Origin of the sequence: Pseudoalteromonas sp. HM-SA03 (genome assembly GCF_002289345.1) — a bacterium.
In the GTDB taxonomy this organism is placed as follows: domain Bacteria; phylum Pseudomonadota; class Gammaproteobacteria; order Enterobacterales; family Alteromonadaceae; genus Pseudoalteromonas.
Window position 1 is genome coordinate 23274 of the sequence record NZ_NSDG01000103.1, and the last position, 16379, is coordinate 39652.

A 16379-nucleotide genomic window follows, 5' to 3' on the forward strand; every position below is an offset into this window, starting at 1 on the left:
CTTATTTTCAAAAATCGCCGCTCTGGAGGCGTCGGAGTTACCCATGGTTAAACCGTTAGATACTCGCTTAAACACGCTTATTCAACAGCGCATCGACTTAAAAACCAAACCGCTAGGTGCGCTAGGTAAGCTTGAAGCCTTGGCTGCGCGGCTAGTACAGATCTTCTCACAAGGGCAGACGCAATTAGACATAGAGCAGTTAGCAATAATACGCCCTGCAATGTTTGTTTTTGCGGGCGACCATGGTATTGCAAGTCAAGGTGTTTCTATTGCGCCAAGCGAAGTGACTGGGCAAATGGTTGCAAACTTTGTGCAGGGGGGGGCCGCGATCAACGTCTTTTGTCGACAACTTGGTTGGCAGTTAACCGTAGTAGACTGTGGCACATTAGTGCCATGTGAGCCTGCGCCGAATTTGCGCTCACAGCGACTTGGCGATATTACTCATGCTTTCCATAAACAGCCTGCGATGAGCGAAATGCAGCTCAAGCAAGGACTTGAATATGGAGAGCAAGTGGTGATGTCCGCTATTGAAGCGGGTAGCAACGTGATTGCTTTTGGTGAAATGGGGATTGGCAACACCAGTTCTGCAGCTGCAATTTTAGCGGCGCTTAGCGGGGCGAGTGTGGAATTATGTGTGGGCCGCGGTACAGGCATTGACGATGAAACGCTTTGCAAAAAACGGGCACTTATCAAACAGGCTCTAGAATATCATCAAGATAAGCTTGCGACGCCAGAACAAATTTTACAGCGCCTAGGTGGCTTTGAAATTGTGCAAATGGTTGGTGCCATGCTGGCGGTTGCTCGTGCACAAAAAGTGATTATAGTGGATGGCTTCATCTCCACCGCAGCGGCTATGTTGGCAAGTAGAATAGCACCACATAGTAAGCAATATATGGTGTTTGCTCACGGTTCTATGGAGCAAGGCCATAAGTTAATGTTAGAGCAGTTAAACGCTGAGCCATTACTGCATTTAGACATGCGCTTGGGTGAGGGAACGGGTGCCGCTCTAGCGCTTCCATTATTACAAGCTGCGCTAGGCTTTTTTTGCGAAATGGCAAGCTTTGCCGATGCCCATGTTACGCAAGTGGTAGACGCATAATGCAGTGGCAACAAGAGTGGCGACTGTTTAAGCTTACCGTGGTGTTTTTAACGCGGGTGCCAATTCGTTTGGATCCTGCCCCTTCATCTGATGAACTCAACGAAGTGAGTGGTTACTTTGCTTTGGTTGGTTTATTTGTTGCTAGCTTCTCGGCCATGCTTGGCTATATTGCCAGCAGTGGTGTATCGCCGATGTTTGGTGCCGTTGTCGTACTGGCTGCGAGTATTTTACTTACCGGGGCTTTTCACGAAGATGGTCTTGCCGATGTTTTTGACGGTTTTGGCGGTGGCTGGAGTCGTGAACAAAAGCTTGAGATCATGAAAGATAGCCGTCTTGGTACATATGGTAGTTGTGCGCTGATATTGCTGATATTGGCCAAATTTTCGCTTTTGGCCATGCTCTTTAATGACTTTGCAGTGACACTCGCTGCACTTATTTTAGCCCATAGCCTCAGCCGTGCCTTTGCGGTGTCTTTAATCGGTGCACTTAACTATGTACAGGCTGATGAGCTGAGCAAAGTTAAGCCGGTAGCGAAACATCTATCAAGTGCTGCGGCGACTCGCCTTACGCTCACTACCATCGCGATTTTAATTTTCTGTTGGCCATGGCTTGCGCTTTCACTGTTCGACTTGCTGATGCTGTGTACTTGCTTATTTGTGTTAAGACTTGTGTGCATTAAATGGTTTAACGCTCAGCTTGGTGGTTACACCGGAGACTGTTTAGGGGCTGCGCAGCAACTTGCTGAGCTTGTTATTTTGCTTTTTATTGTGGGTCATCTCTAATGGCACAAATACAGTTAATACTGGGCGGTGCTCGCTCAGGCAAGAGTCGCTTGGCAGAGCAGCGCGCTATTCTATTGTTAGAGCAAGGTGCGGTGAACGAACTTTACTATGTTGCAACTGCAAAAGCTCAAGATGAAGAAATGAAAAGCCGAGTGTTTGCTCACCAGATGCAGCGCGATAGCCGCTGGCAGCTAGTAGAAGAGCCGTGGCATATTGATAAGCTTATTGCTACTGCACGCGAAGATACGCTGTTACTTATCGATTGTTTGACCTTATGGCTGAGTTTTGGCTTATGCGAAATGGGCAAAGCCGCGACCATAGACAAAAAAGAGCATTTGCTGGCGGCACTAGAAAGCTGCGCTGCCACTGTTATTTTGGTGAGTAATGAAGTGGGGCATGGGATAATTCCGCTGGGCGAGCTAAGCCGTGAGTTTGTTGATGAGTCTGGTTGGCTCCATCAAGACATTGCTAAAGTGGCCGACAGAGTCGACTTTGTTATTGCAGGCTTGCCACAATGTTTAAAAGGTCAAGAGGTATGAAAACCTTAATGGTACAGGGCACCACGTCTGATGCCGGTAAAAGTACACTGGTTGCGGGACTTTGCCGGGTGCTGCAACGAAAAGGCTTATCTGTTGCGCCTTTTAAGCCGCAAAATATGGCACTAAATAGTGCTGTCACACCTTGTGGCGGTGAAATTGGTCGGGCACAAGCACTCCAAGCCGAAGCCGCAAAAGTCCCGCTATCCACAGACTTTAATCCTATTTTGCTTAAGCCAAACTCTGACACTGGCGCACAAGTGATCATTCACGGCAAAGCCATTAGCAATATGGAGGCAGCCGCTTATCATGATTACAAAAAGGTAGCGATGGAGGCCGTACTTTCCTCACATCAACGCCTCAGCGAACAATTTGAGCTGTGCATAGTGGAAGGAGCTGGGAGCCCTGCTGAGATCAATCTGCGTGAAAATGACATTGCCAATATGGGGTTTGCCTGTGAAGTTACGTGCCCCGTGATCATTATCGCTGATATTGACAAAGGCGGGGTGTTCGCACACTTGGTTGGCACACTTGCACTATTAAGTGACTATGAACAAAGCTTGGTGAAAGGGTTTGTGATCAATCGCTTCCGTGGTGATATCGCGTTATTGCAATCTGGACTTGATTGGCTCGAGCAAAAAACGGGTAAGCCTGTACTTGGGGTATTGCCCTATTTGCATGGCTTAGCGCTTGATGCAGAAGATGCGGTGACGGTGGACAATATATGTGAACGGGGATCGTTAAGCGTTAGGGTTTTACTATTTCCTCATATTAGCAATCACACCGACTTTGACACCTTGCGCTTGAACCCTGAAGTGGATTTGCGTTATGTAAGCTATCAAGAATCTATCGGTCCTTGTGACTTAATCATTCTGCCTGGCAGCAAAAATGTGTTGAGCGATTTAACCTTCTTGCGCAAACAGGGTTGGGCAGAAGAAATCAAACGGCACCTGAGGTACGGTGGTAAGGTACTAGGTGTGTGTGGCGGTTTGCAAATGTTAGGTAAGTTCATCAGAGATCCAAATGCGGTGGAATCAACACTCGGTGAAGTCGCTGGGCTTGGTCTGGCTGACTTTGAAACCACACTTTCAGAGCAAAAAGTACTGACGCAAGTGTCTGGCATTTGCCAATTGGATGAGCAAAGTGCTGAAATGTGTGGTTACGAGATCCATGCAGGGATTTCTTCTGGAGCGGCACTAGAGATGCCATTTTTGCGATTTAACACACATCCAAATAATAGTGTGCAAGATGGTTTTATCTCTCGAGATAATCAAATTGCAGGCACCTATTTACATGGCTTATTTGATACGGTCGCCGCCACACAGGCTATCTTGTCTTGGGCTGGTAGTAATCAAGCGGGCACTGCCGCGATTGATTTAGCGAAGCACAGAGAGCAGCAAATTACGCGTCTTGCCGATAGCTGTGAAGCACATTTAGATTGGCAAAAATTGATGAAAATAATTGAGGAATAACATGAGCGAACAACAAGATAAACATCAGCAACGACAGCAAAAAGTAAAACAACAAGTCGATGAAAAAATTGCCGCGGCGCAGCAAGAGCAGGGCATTTTTCAAGTGATCACAGGTAACGGTAAAGGCAAGTCAACATCTGGTTTCGGCACCGTTGCACGTTGTGTTGGTCATGGTATGAACGCTGCGGTTGTACAATTTATTAAAGGAACCTGGGATTGTGGTGAACGCAATTTGCTCGAAAAAGTCGGCGTGCCATTTGCGGTCATGAAAACAGGCTTTACATGGGAAACGCAAAACCGTGAAACCGATACTGCCGCTGCGCAGGCGACGTGGCAGCAAGCAAAATTATGGCTACAAGATGAAAGCATCGACTTGGTATTGCTTGACGAAATTACGTATATGTTGAGCTATGACTATCTAGATTTGGACGAAGTCATAACGGCACTAGAAAACCGTCCTACCATGCAATCAGTGATTGTAACTGGGCGCGGTGCACATCGACGCCTGACCGAGCTTGCAGATACCGTGAGCGAAGTGCGTAATGTGAAGCATGCGTTTGAGGCCGGCATTAAGGCGCAAAAAGGGTTTGACTACTGATGCTAAAATTCGCCTTCTTTATTGTTCTAGGCTTTGCCTTTAGCGTTAGTGCTAAGCCGGCAGAGCGGATCATCGCGCTTGCGCCTCATATTGTCGAAAATCTTTATGCAATTGGAGCTGAGGAGCGGATTGTAGGCACGGTAGCCTATGCAGATTATCCAGAATCAGCCAAGCAACTGCCTCAAGTTGGTGACTATCAGGGCATTTCGGTTGAAAAAATTTTGGCACTTAAGCCTGATCTTATCATTGCGTGGAAAAATGCAAGTCACGTTCCTATGCTAGAAAAACTCGAGAGTTTTGGTGTTGACGTGATTTATAGTGAAGCGAAATATCTAGATAAACTACCGGAAGAGTTGCTACGCCTAGGTAAAATTACCGGTCTTGGAACTCAAGCGCAGCAACAGGCAGATTTATTTGCTAAACGTTTAAATGAGCTAAAAGCCCAGTATAAACAAAGCGCTAGCTTAGCTGTATTTTATCAATTGTGGCCATCACCACTGATGACCGTAGGAGGCGAAAGTTGGTTACAGCAAGTATTTACTGTGTGTAATGTGAAAAATGTTTTTGCCGACGCCACCACGGACTATCCACAAATTAGCATTGAAAATGTTTTGTTGAAATCACCACAAGTGATTGTGATCCCTGAAGAAAAGACCAAACAAGAGGTTAAAGCAATTGCATGGCAGCAATGGCCGTCGATCCCTGCGGTAAAGCACCAACAAACTATTTCGGTAGATGCCGATCTGCTCCATCGTTATAGCTATCGTATGCTCGAGGGGATATCGGATTTATGTGGTAAACTTGACGCTTCTCGAAGCCATTATAATATGATGAAAAAGGTGAAGCATGACAACGTGGAGTGACGTGTTAGGTCAGGAAAAACAACAAGATTACTTTAAACAAACCATGGATTACGTGGCAGAGCGTCGCGCTCAAGGTGTAAATGTGTTTCCGCCCCATGAGCAGGTATTTGAAGCGTTCAAAGTCACACCTTTCGATCAAGTTAAAGTGGTGATTTTAGGGCAAGACCCCTACCACGGCCCCAATCAAGCCCATGGTCTATGTTTCTCTGTGTTGCCAGGGGTTAAGCCGCCGCCGTCGTTAAATAATATGTATAAAGAGTTAGTGCAGGATATTGATGGTTTTCGTATACCTAATCACGGCTACCTAATTGACTGGGCTAAACAGGGCGTACTGCTGTTAAATACGGTGTTGACAGTAGAACAAGGCCAAGCCCATTCACATAAGCATTTGGGCTGGGAGCGCTTTACAGATGTAGTGATTGAAAGACTGAATGCCCACAGCGAAGATGTGATTTTCTTACTTTGGGGCTCACACGCCCAGAAAAAGGGTAAGAGCATAGACAAAAACCGTCACCATGTTTTACACGCGCCACATCCTTCGCCGCTCTCAGCACATCGCGGCTTTTTTGGTAGTGGCCATTTCAGTAAAACCAATCAGCTGCTCACACAAATGGGTAAGCAGCCAATCGACTGGCGATTGGCCNAGTTATAGTACCAATTAGTCTTAATACTTGCGCAATTTGAAGGAGTAAATCTGACGCTAACTGCGTTAAAAATTTATTATTTAGAACAATTAAATAGCAAAATTTTTGCCTTGTTATCGACAAGATTTCCTCGCCTCAAAATAGACCACTTAATTAAGAGAATTGGTATAACAACTAAAAAGAGCGCCGTGAAGGGCGCTCTTTTTAGTTAAAATCAAATTCGTCTAAATCAACACTGTCTGCGAAAATATCCAATTCCTGTAATTCTTTGCGTAGTCGCTGTTTATCTTTTAGCGCTTCTATTTCACGCCATTTTCTTTTTTTGCCCTTAGATGAAGTTTTTTTCCTAGTATCCGGACTTTCTAATAATTCTAATAACTCGTCTAGGGTATCCATGAAAATCTCCTATTGATAAAAACAACCTAAAGTGGCATTTGCTTTGGCTGTTGTTAGCACTACAACTGCAATGACACCGTTGATTTCTTCATACTATTTGGCAAACCTCAATATGAGGAACCGATAAAAGTCTGATAGCTAAAGTACGCTACAAACAACCCCGCGTTGCTTGCTTTTTGTACCAAAACCAGAAAGTAACGGCATCAATTCTCACTTCAGTGATATTGATATACCACAGACGGGATAAAAATAAAACACAATTGTGTCTTTTGGGTTAAAACAACGTGACAGTTTGATGAAGGTTGGAGCATTTTTTTCGTTTTGCCTTACTCTTCCATAATGCGTATCATAAATTCATCAAAAAGTGGTACAGTAAAAGCTGTATCACCATGATTAGGAGCCCAAACCATCCCCTTTTTAATTAAGCTGTTTCTAACAGGCGCAACGTCTGAAACCCTTTTATTCATAGATTCTGCGATATCACCTGAGCGGTGAGGACCCGGTCCAAGTTTTGCCATCGCATGTAAATAGCTTTTCTCCTTCGGTGTCAGTCGGTCAAACCTAACTCTAAAAAAACTTTCATCAAGCTCTGCAATGGTAAGCTCGGTTGAATTATCCACATCTTCAACTGTAATCGGACTAGATTCTGCTAAATCCCATGTATGGCTACCCCATTCTTGAATAAAATATGGGTAGCCTTTTGTTTTATTTATGATTCTGTTTACGGCAGCATCTTTAAATTCGACATTTTGCTCATTCGCTGGATTGATAATAGCTTCCCGAGCTGAATCAGAGTCCAATGCTCCGATTTCAGGATAGTTGAATAGTCGTTCAGCGTATGATTTTGAGTTACCGGCAAGTCCTCTCAATTGAGGTAAACCTGCACCAACTAAAGTAACAGGAAGTTTTAGCTGTGCACATCTGTGAAGCGCTGCAATTAAAGCGGAAAACTGCTCAGGAACAACATATTGAAGCTCATCAATAAACATGACAACAGCTGTTTTTCCAGCCTTTGCTGCATATCCGACCTCTATCATGAGTGCCGTTAAATCAGCTTCTAAGTCACCATTGTCAGCAAGACCTGCTTCAGGCTCCTGATCAAAGCCAACTTCAATATCTCCAAAAGTTACCTTTAAAGATTTTGCGAATCCCGCGAGCGCCTTAAGTCCTCTAACCGCAGCTTCTTTCGAGGCATCGATACGACTAAGTTTCAACAAGGCGAGTCGTAATTGTGGACTTAATAGAGAAGGTAATGATCTATTTTCTGGCGCCTCGATATAAATAGTGTGAACTTTCATTGCTTCCACATCTTGGCGCATCTGTTCAAGTAAAACAGTTTTTCCAACCCCTCTAAGCCCAACCATTAGCATACTCTTAGCTGGCTTAGAACGCATGACTCTGGCTATGGTGATTCTCAGATCTTCTCTTAGTTTATCTCTACCTGCTAATTGATGAGGTTGTGTACCAGCTCCAGGTGTGTAAGGATTTTCAATTGGATCCATATTCTATACCAAAGTTATATAAATTATTAATTTATGATAACTCTAATAATAGCCTTCTGCAAACCACTATTGATTGATTATTGAGCTTAGGGGCATTGGGTGGTTTGAGTTGAGAGACAAGCTTTCAATATAGCAATGTTTTAAAGGTTTTTTATGTGCTATGCGTTATGAGGAGTTTATATAATATAAAAGGTTGATAATAAGGTACACGCCGCATTGCGCGGCGCTTTGAAGTCGAAAGTTTAAGGCACTTATAGTGCTTTAAAGCGTGCCACTAGTGTTTCTTGCGCATCGGCAAATGAGCGGATACCCTCAGCTAGCTTTTCAGTGGCCATTGCATCTTGGTTGTGTAACCAGCGGAACTCACTTTCATTAAGCGCTGCAGGCTTTGCTTTGGGTTCAAAGTCAGTCTCAAGTAAATAATCTTCATTTGCAGGCATTGCAGCAAGCTCTTCTAGCAGAGAAGGGCTAATCGTGAGCTTATCACAACCCGTTAGGGCTAGAATTTCACCTGTATTTCTGAAGCTGGCGCCCATTACAACGGTTTTATAACCGTGCTGCTTATAGAATTCAAAAATACTACGAACAGATTGCACACCCGGATCTTGTAGTGGGTCAGTTGGTTTTTCTAGGCCGTTGGCAACGTGCCAATCTAGAATACGCCCAACAAATGGTGAGATTAAAAATACCTTTGCATCGGCACATGCACGTGCTTGCGCTTCGCTAAATAGCAGCGTTAGGTTACACTTAACACCTTCTTTTTCCAGTGCTTCAGCGGCTTTAATACCTTCCCAAGTCGATGCAATCTTAATCAAGATTTTGTCTTTGCTTACGCCCTGCGCTTCATATAAATTTAATAGCGTTTTTGCTTTTGCGATAGTTGCTTCGGTATCAAAAGATAAACGTGCGTCTACTTCGGTTGAGATATATCCCGGCACAGAGTTCGCGATTTCTTTACCAATCACAACGGCAAAATAGTCACAAGCAAGCGCTAATTGCTTTTCAGCGTCACTTTCATTGGCTTTGGCATAATCCCAAGCTTCTGTTAGATAAGGCTGATAAGCAGGCGTCTCCGCCGCTTTAAGTAAAAGAGAAGGGTTAGTTGTTGCATCCTCAGGCTGTAGCTTGCGGATGGCTTCAATGTCACCGGTGTCAGCGACGATCGATGAGTATTGTTTTAGCCTATCTAATGCTGAAGTCATGTGTTCCTCATTCCAATATTGATAACAGCGAAGTGATATTAGACGCCTTATGTTGCAACACCATTAAATAGCTGAATAGGTCATATGTCCGTATCGGTCGACATATCACACTCGTTATTTAGGGTTATTGTTATATAAGGTCGAGTTGTAAAGCGAAGCTGTACTTTAACAGCGAATTGCTTAAACCCAAGTGAAAGCGGACAAACACTTGAAGTTACTTGGGGATAGTGTTGAAATTGACATTAATTACTAGCTAAGTCAATAGGCAAACCATGATCACAGTTATCTCTCCAGCGAAAAACCTAGACTATGAAACACCCGCGCCAATCAAGATGCACACACAGCCAGAGCTGCTGGAGCATAGCGAGTCACTTATTCAAGTTTGTCGCGATCTATCGCCACAGCAGATCGGTAGCTTAATGAAGATAAGCGATAAGCTCGCAGGCTTAAATGCGGCAAGGTTTGCCGAGTGGTCAGAGCCCTTTACACAAGACAATGCTAAACAAGCTATTTTTGCTTTTAATGGCGATGTGTATGTCGGTTTAGAAGCGCAAAGTCTAACTGAGGCTAATTTAAATTATGCGCAAAATCATTTACGTATCTTATCTGGGCTGTATGGCATCCTAAAACCACTTGACTTAATGCAGGCCTATCGTTTAGAAATGGGTACAAAGTTAAGTAACCCGCGTGGCAAAAACCTATATGAGTTTTGGGGCACGATTATCGCTGAAAAACTGAATAAGGTCATGGAAGGGGCACAAACACAATACTTGGTGAACTTAGCTTCAAATGAGTACTTTAAAGCGGTAGATAAGAAGGCGCTGAAAGGTGACATTATCACTCCTATCTTTAAAGATTGTAAAAATGGTCAATACAAAGTCATCAGTTTTTACGCGAAAAAAGCGCGCGGTATGATGGCAAGGTATATCATTGAGAATCAGGTATCGGATTTGGAAAGCCTGAAAGCGTTTGATATTGCAGGATACCGCTTTAGTGAAGAAGCAACGCAAAAGGCTCAAGAACCGGTGTTTTTGAGAGCAGAACAATGACAACAAAATTATGTGTAGCAGCAGTGTTCGCCGCTGCGTTTGTGAGTGGCTGTAGTGGACATTTTACAACTAGAGTCAGCAATGTGCCGGTCGATTGCGAAGGTGATTCACGTTCGTGTTCTGTTACCTGCCGCAAGGATTACTCGGATCCGATGCAAGTACAAAACTGTGAGGACAGGTGTTTCCAACAGCAAAATCAATGTCGAGTAGATAGACCAACAGAAGATAAATGGGAAATTACAGACGAAAAACCGACTTATCCCACTTCCTTTTAATATGCCGCGCTACGCGCCTTTGGGTAAGCTCATATAGGCGCGTACAACTCTATCTCTAAATGCTAAATCCGCTGCTTTTTCGGCAGCTCTGTATAGTTGGCAAAAGCCCTCGGGTTTTCCTGTTTGCAATAAAATGTCATCTAAAGCATCGATGCCAGTTAGAGTCTGTTGCCAGCGAGATACGATATTAGAGTCAGGCTCTGGCAGCTGAAAGAGAATTTGCTCAGATAGCCTAAACTCACTATTGGTAGCGACTTTGATCATATCGTCATTGGCCGCAGCTAGCCAAGTAGCGCCTTTTGCGTTGACACAAATTAACGGTAAATAAGGTGCGATAGCTGGAAAGGCTGTGTTTTTAAACACCTCCACTTGCCAGTAAGCGCGAGCAATCTTCACAAACTGCTCGAAATTAGTGATGGCTGAAAAGCCTGATTGTGCGATGGGTTTAATTTCAACTCTGGGTTTGTTTGCATTTACCGTATCGTTTGCGGTATCTATATACCAATCTCCCACGAACATCGCATTTTGAAAGTACTCATCGCGTAGCGAACCCCATACTTTTTTTAGCTCGGCATTCTCCTTAAGCATGTAATGTCTGAGCACAGATAAACGTTCTGAATTTTGCTTGAGCTCTGTGGTGACGAGTTTAAACATTTCATCGCGAATTTCTAGGCAGCGACCAAGTGGGTAGGGTTTATCTGAAAAATAACTGTACTTTGGCGCGAGCGTAAGATCGGCTTTGAGACGAAGGTTTGCCAGCTCAAAAGCGAGTAAATCTATTTCCTGCTGTTTCAAAACGAAGCCACTGGGTAGATACTAGATGGCACTAGTATAACCACAGTGGCGAATTTGGCCTATTTAATTGATGAAATTAAATAACTTAGGATAGCATCTGGCTTTGGATCTCGGCTCGTATCCGGCAGATATTTCGGCCTTGTAAATATACCTTGCTCTACTAGCGCGTCCAGCGCATCTAAATGCGCAATGCCTGTTTTACCGAGATACAAGTTATCTAAGCTGCGAGTATTGGCAAGTTGTACTATGTCTTTAAAACCTTTTAAGTAGAGATGGTCTTTAGTAAACCCGCCACCACGGAAGATACGCGTGGTCAGCGCAAAGGCTTCATTGACGTTTAATACACCCGAGTCAGCCAAAAATTCATACACTTGATAGAATTTATCGCCTTTAAGTAGCATGTTGACCGCAATCACCCTGAGCGCCAATACTTTCAATCGTGTCAAATTTATTTGCCCAGATTGATACTCACGATAGATGGCAAGGCCCTCTTGAGTATAGGTATTGCCGGGTAGACCTAAGTGCAGCACTTTTAGTTGCTGAGCGTCAGCATTTAAGGTCGTAAGCAAGTGTACGCCTATTTCATGCTCTATCAAGGCATTGATATCAAGCTCAGATAGCATCGCACTGCTATTTACAAGCAGAAGACGCTTACTATTGTCGACCATTGCTTTGGCAACGAGCTTGCTTGAAATAGCGACCTTACAAGGTAAGCCCATAGTCTCAATCGCTTGATTAAAACGTACCAAGGCTTGCTCGGCTGTAATGTCTTTTTTTGGCAGGGTCTCTGTTTCGCGCGCGTGCAGCAAGAAGGTCGCATTATTTATATCGTTGTAATCCGGCTCACCATAATAGCGTAGCGAGTTATACAAAAAGGCTTCGCGACCAATTTGGGTGATCAGTTCGATTTTAGTGGCGTAGCTGTCGATCACTTTACGATATAAATCTTTTACGATCGGATCTTGGATTTTTCCAACGGGCAAGCGATAGAGTTGCTCTTTAAACTCATACGGGTCAATTTTCAGCGGGCGATATTTAAACGCAGGCTGATAATGACGTTTCGAGAAAAAGCGACGTTTTTCTTGTGCGATATTACTGGGGTTAACATAATGCAGCGTTTCAAGGTTTCTGGCTATGCGGTACAGCGCAGAGTCCACGTTAATCAGCGCAGGGTCAAGCTGCGACGTTGATTTTGCTTTGCGAAGTGGCTTATAGCAGTGATTTCTAGCAAATGTTTTTGCCGTTTTACTCAAAGCAACATGCATGTTGCGCTGTAGTTTTTCAAACACCACGGGGAATAATTCGCCACTGTTTTCGTCCATAAAGACTTTTTTCACTTCCAGCGGCACCACTAAGGTGTTATCAAAGTGACTGGTAATATATTGCGCTTGATAACCATGGCCCTGAAAGACTGTATTTTCAGCACAATCCACCAGCTGGCCTGCCAGTTTTTTCAGTCCTAGCTGTTTTTTCAGCTCATCTAATACGGCGCGAAAACGCAAGGTATCAAGTTGTGCAGTGCCAATATTAAAGGTTGGTGCATAAGGGTAGCTACGAATTTGATAGTTATAGCTGTGCACATCAAATAGCAAGCAGGCACCAAACTTGCGCTCAAGCGTGGTTAACAGCGCACTGAGCACACGGTAATAGGCTGCATGCTTAGACAAGCTAACATCTATGTCTGCATTTGGTAGCGCTTGGCTCCACACTTGTTTACCCCATGCTTCTTTGTATATCGCAAGCTCTGGCGCACGGTTAAGATCGTATTCGTAACGTGAGTCACGCGCGATAAGCGTGATGGGTAATGATTCAATCATGCCGTCGGTAAACGGATCTTCCTCTTGTAAACGCTCTACATCGCTAATGGCGAACAAGCCTTTTAGGCTAGCACGGGTACGGTGGCCTGCGTGTACAGCGGTGGCGACATAAGGTACGTATTCTCTCACTTCGAGGTGAAAAGCGCCTTCAGCAAATTGTCCACTGATGGGTTTACCGGCTTCAAGCGCGGCAATGATGGCTTGTTCAGATAGCATGAGCATCTTCTATTACTTGACGGAATTGGTTTTTGCGATGCGTTACTAGCTCTTTGGCGTGCACCACACTCTCTACAAAATCGATAACTTGCATTTGTAGCTTACAGCGGTTTAAACGGTTAATACGGGTTATCCCGCCAGGCGAGAGCACGTTAACTTCAATCAGCTTGCCGCCTATCACGTCAATGCCAACAAAATACAAACCATCACGCACAAGCTTAGGACCGATGTGCTTACATAGCGCTTTTTCTTGGTTGGTGAGTTTGTGTTTCACTACTTTGCCACCGGCATGTACGTTGGCACGCACTTCATTCGCTGCAGGCACACGTTTCATGGCGCCAATCGGTTCGCCGTTAAGCATTAGAATACGAACATCACCCTCGTCGGCACCTTCAACATAATCTTGTAAAATGACGTAGTTGCTGCCTTTACCAGCCTCGTCGCCACCAATATAAAACTCAAGGAGTGAGCTAAAGCTTTGTTTCGCGCGTTTTTCAACGACGATAACACCGCGACCGCCAAAGCCATCAAGCGGCTTTAAGATCATTTTCTCTTGCTCTGACTCCGAGAATATACGCTCTAAATACTCTTTGTTTTTAGATACATGTGTATTTGGAATAAACTCTCTCGCGATGCCTTGGAAAGATGCAGTGTATAGCTTGTTATTAGCAATGCGCAGGCCATCAATGTCGTTGATGATGAAAGTGTCATCACGAACAGAGTCTAAAAAGTTCATCGCTAAGGTATCAAGCGGCGGATTAGCGCGCATAAATATTGCGTCAAAACCTGCTAAAGGAAGCTGTACTTTTTTAAACTCAGCTTTGTTGTAAAAGCTCACGAAGTTGTCAGATACTTTTTGGCCCGCAACAAATACATCACAGAAGGCACTAGCAACACTTTCGCGAATAGTGAGGTTGTTTACGGTGGTGATGGCAACGACGTGACCGCGCGATACGGCTTCGTGGATAAGTCTTAGCGTGCTGTCGTTTTCAGCTTCTACACGCTCCCAAGGGTACATAATAAAACAGATTTTCACGGGCTATGTTTGCTCAGCAAATAAATTGGCAATATAGCGGTAAAATAGCTTAGATGCTCACGGATTATTTTTATCGACAAGATAAGGAATATCAATCATCTATAAGGCGTGAGCAGAGCACAAATTAGTGCTCTGCAAGGCGGGTATCATACTTTAAAGCGGCTAACTATGTCACTCAATTCGTGACTTGCCCGTGTGAGTTGCTCACTGGTGTTGTTGAGTGAATGTGTGGTATCCAAAGAGTGATGGGTGGAGTCAGAAAGCTGAGCGATTCGTTCATTGACCTCTTGTGCTGCAAGACTCTGCTCATCGGTGGCTTTGGCGATGTGGGTACTCATATCAGAGATAGCGTCAATTAGGCGCTCAATTTCGGTTAATGCGTTATCGGCAAGCTGTACTTGTTCAACCGTTTGCTCCGAGATTTGTTGGCTAATTTTAACTGCTGCTACGGCCTGCTGCGCTTCTTTTTGCAGTCGCTCTATCATGTTGTGGATTTCATCCGTGCTTTGACCTGTACGACTTGCAAGGGTGCGTACTTCATCTGCAACAACAGCAAAGCCTCGTCCTTGTTCACCTGCTCGAGCGGCTTCTATTGCCGCATTTAGTGCAAGTAAATTGGTTTGCTCCGCAATGCCTCGAATAACATCGAGCACTGACCCTATATGTTGACTCTCTTGCGCAAGACTCGTTGTGGTCACGCTCACAGATTGAATTTGCTCCGACAGCTTTTTAATCGCGGCGATGGTTTGAGAAATAGTTTGTTTGCCTTTTTCACTGTAATTGCGTGCGTCTGCGGCGGAATGCTCGGCAGTATCTGCATTGCTACTGATCTCACGAACTTGCATGGTCATTTGTTCGGCAGCAGTAGCTACTTGGCGACTATTGTCATTTTGTGACTCAATAAATGCAAGATTCTCTTCACCAGCCGCTTTTACCTGATTGGCCAGTGTTTCAACTTCTTTGGCGTTATGAGCCACTGTCGCGATGGAATGACGCATCTTTTCAGTATACAAGTTAAAGTATTTGGCAAGCGCGGTGATCTCATCTTTACCGCTTTCGTCGAGTTGTCGAGTCAAATCTCCTTCGCCTTGAGCGATATCTTTCATCATGTCTTTGGCTTGTTGAATGGGGGTGATGATGCTCTTACCTATGATTGCACTAAATGGGAATAGCAGAATAATAAGCACCGCCATCTCAATTAATAGCAAATTTCGAATATAGGCAAACTCAGCTTCGATAGTGTCGAGGTACACACCGGAGCCGATGATCCAACCCCAAGGTGTAAACGCTTTGACGTAAGATATTTTTTCGACAGGGGCTTCTTTACCGGGTTTTGGCCAAAGGTAGGGAACAAATCCCGCACCACTTTTTTTTGCCACTTGTACCATTTCAACGAATAAGCGTTTGCCGGTGGGATCTTTTGATTGGCTGAGATCTTTGCCGTTGAGCTCGCTTTTAAATGGGTGCATCACCATTTTTGGATGATAGTCGTTGATCCAAAAGTAATTGTTTCCTTCGTATCGTAAAGCGGCAACGGCATCAAGGGCTGCGGATTTCGCTTGCGCTTCTGGGAGTTTCCCTGATACATATTGTTGATGAAAGTAAGCTACTAAACTATAGGCATTTTCAACAAGGTTTTGAGTTTTATGATATTGCTGCTTTTCGAGCGCATCATACTGTTGCGATAAGCTTACTGCGCTTTGAAGGATAACGCCGATAATAACGACAATGATCAGTAACGCGAGGCGCTGGAAAATGGTGAGATTTCGAAAAAACTGTTTGGACATAACGCAATCCTTATGTCGTTTTTATTATTGAAAGTAGCAAGCGCGAACGCCTCATCAATTTATACTAGTTAATTTTAGTAGTAATACCAATTACGTTAATTCTCCAACCAATTTGAAGGGTGAAATACCATATTAGCTTCGTTAAAAATTTTTCATTTAGAACAACTAAATAGCAAAATTTTTGCCTAGCTACTAAAGCTATTTCTCCGCTTCAAATAGCTCATTTACTTAACGCGATTGATATAATAACTTGAGATAGAACAATAAATTCAGTTTTTCTTAGTCTTGAAGAATAAACAATTAGACCAAT

15 protein-coding genes are annotated in these 16379 nt (G+C 44.1%); 8 read left to right on the forward strand and 7 right to left on the reverse strand.

The genetic code is table 11. The features are described 5' to 3' along the window. The first annotated feature begins 43 nt into the window (after nt 1–43). From cobT to ung, 7 genes are read left to right on the forward strand one after another with little or no spacing between them, the layout of a single operon-like run. Nucleotides 44–1099 carry a nicotinate-nucleotide--dimethylbenzimidazole phosphoribosyltransferase gene (cobT, locus tag CKO50_RS19900; protein WP_095729569.1) on the forward strand — a complete coding sequence of 352 codons (1056 nt, stop codon included), beginning with the start codon at nt 44–46 and terminating at the stop codon, nt 1097–1099. Continuing rightward, nucleotides 1099–1881: an adenosylcobinamide-GDP ribazoletransferase gene (locus CKO50_RS19905; protein ID WP_095729570.1), complete on the forward strand. Its 783-nt coding sequence runs from the start codon at nt 1099–1101 to the stop codon at nt 1879–1881. The genes cobT and CKO50_RS19905 overlap by 1 nt, the downstream gene beginning before the upstream one ends. Next, entirely contained in the window at nt 1881–2420 is a 540-nt protein-coding gene (gene cobU / locus CKO50_RS19910) for a bifunctional adenosylcobinamide kinase/adenosylcobinamide-phosphate guanylyltransferase (RefSeq protein ID WP_095729571.1), read from the forward strand. The genes CKO50_RS19905 and cobU overlap by 1 nt, the downstream gene beginning before the upstream one ends. Beyond that, nucleotides 2417–3889: a cobyric acid synthase gene (locus tag CKO50_RS19915; protein WP_095729572.1), complete on the forward strand. Its 1473-nt coding sequence runs from the start codon at nt 2417–2419 to the stop codon at nt 3887–3889. The genes cobU and CKO50_RS19915 overlap by 4 nt, the downstream gene beginning before the upstream one ends. A 1-nt stretch (nt 3890) precedes the next feature. Next, nucleotides 3891–4487, forward strand: coding sequence for a cob(I)yrinic acid a,c-diamide adenosyltransferase (gene cobO, locus CKO50_RS19920; RefSeq protein WP_095729573.1), 597 nt, complete (start codon nt 3891–3893; stop codon nt 4485–4487). Continuing rightward, on the forward strand, nt 4487–5350 hold the full coding sequence (locus tag CKO50_RS19925) for a cobalamin-binding protein (RefSeq protein ID WP_095729574.1): 864 nt from the start codon (nt 4487–4489) through the stop codon (nt 5348–5350). Before cobO ends, CKO50_RS19925 begins: the two co-directional genes overlap by 1 nt. Next, nucleotides 5334–6002 (forward strand): uracil-DNA glycosylase, encoded by a 669-nt coding sequence (ung, locus tag CKO50_RS19930; protein WP_095729575.1) that lies wholly within the window; start codon nt 5334–5336, stop codon nt 6000–6002. The genes CKO50_RS19925 and ung overlap by 17 nt, the downstream gene beginning before the upstream one ends. Nucleotides 6003–6198: 196 nt before the next feature. On the opposite strand, the gene CKO50_RS19935 is transcribed toward ung, so the two are convergent. The 3 genes from CKO50_RS19935 to tal form a co-directional block, all read right to left on the reverse strand. Then, complete coding sequence (locus CKO50_RS19935) at nt 6199–6390, reverse strand: DUF3545 family protein (protein ID WP_010372168.1); 192 nt, start codon at nt 6388–6390, stop codon at nt 6199–6201. Between the two features lie 326 nt (nt 6391–6716). Continuing rightward, nucleotides 6717–7892 carry an ATP-binding protein gene (locus CKO50_RS19940; protein ID WP_095729576.1) on the reverse strand — a complete coding sequence of 392 codons (1176 nt, stop codon included), beginning with the start codon at nt 7890–7892 and terminating at the stop codon, nt 6717–6719. 251 nt (nt 7893–8143) lie between these two features. Continuing rightward, a complete protein-coding gene (tal, locus tag CKO50_RS19945; RefSeq protein WP_095729577.1) occupies nt 8144–9094 on the reverse strand; it encodes a transaldolase in 951 nt (316 codons plus the stop codon). 272 nt (nt 9095–9366) lie between these two features. Between tal and yaaA the strand changes: the two genes are divergently transcribed. Continuing rightward, nucleotides 9367–10143, forward strand: coding sequence for a peroxide stress protein YaaA (gene yaaA / locus CKO50_RS19950; protein ID WP_095729578.1), 777 nt, complete (start codon nt 9367–9369; stop codon nt 10141–10143). 284 nt (nt 10144–10427) lie between these two features. Here the strand turns inward: yaaA and CKO50_RS19955 are convergent, their stop codons facing one another. From CKO50_RS19955 to CKO50_RS19970, 4 genes are all read right to left on the reverse strand, one after another. Then, a complete protein-coding gene (locus tag CKO50_RS19955; RefSeq protein WP_095729579.1) occupies nt 10428–11213 on the reverse strand; it encodes a hypothetical protein in 786 nt (261 codons plus the stop codon). 59 nt (nt 11214–11272) lie between these two features. Beyond that, nucleotides 11273–13252 (reverse strand): flavohemoglobin expression-modulating QEGLA motif protein, encoded by a 1980-nt coding sequence (locus tag CKO50_RS19960; RefSeq protein ID WP_176474716.1) that lies wholly within the window; start codon nt 13250–13252, stop codon nt 11273–11275. Next, complete coding sequence (gene gshB, locus CKO50_RS19965) at nt 13236–14282, reverse strand: glutathione synthase (RefSeq protein WP_176474717.1); 1047 nt, start codon at nt 14280–14282, stop codon at nt 13236–13238. Before gshB ends, CKO50_RS19960 begins: the two co-directional genes overlap by 17 nt. Before the next feature lie 146 nt (nt 14283–14428). Next, entirely contained in the window at nt 14429–16069 is a 1641-nt protein-coding gene (locus CKO50_RS19970; protein ID WP_095729582.1) for a methyl-accepting chemotaxis protein, read from the reverse strand. Between the last annotated feature and the right edge of the window lie 310 nt (nt 16070–16379).